Genomic DNA, 424 nt, shown 5'->3' with positions numbered 1-424 from the left:
TAGAAGATGATAAATCTAAGAAATTACTTAACATTTTAGAAAAAATTTGTGATGAGAAGAAATTGAAAATCATATTATCTTTGATTAAAGAAGATGAGTTGTGTGTTTGTGATATTTCTTTGATATTGAAAATGAGTATTGCCTCAACTTCACATCATTTAAGACTTTTATATAAAAATGAGGTGCTTGATTTTTATAAAGATGGAAAGATGGCATATTATTTTATTAAAGACGATGAGATAAGAGAGTTTTTCTCTAAAAATCAGAAGGGTTTTTGAAACGAGTTTCTTCTTGTCTTGATACTATAAAAAACAAAGTTATATAACATAAGACGACTTATCGGAAGATAACTATTATCGCATATTAAGAGATGATATAATATACAGGTCGCCTATCTCTCAGGCGTCAATTTAGACGCAGAGAG

At 28.1% G+C, this 424-nt stretch carries 1 protein-coding gene; it reads left to right on the top strand.

Going from position 1 to position 424, the window contains the following annotated elements; genetic code table 11:
• Window positions 1-278 (top strand): metalloregulator ArsR/SmtB family transcription factor (locus tag A6013_RS24390; RefSeq protein WP_069733891.1); only part of this gene is annotated, 278 nt, incomplete at its 5' end.
• Window positions 279-424: the final 146 nt, after the last annotated feature.

Source organism: Enterobacter sp. IF2SW-B1 (assembly GCF_001743375.1).
Taxonomy (GTDB): domain Bacteria; phylum Pseudomonadota; class Gammaproteobacteria; order Enterobacterales; family Enterobacteriaceae; genus Enterobacter; species Enterobacter bugandensis.
The sequence above is the reverse complement of the archived record's forward strand: the minus strand, read 5'-3'. Positions and strand labels throughout refer to the sequence as shown.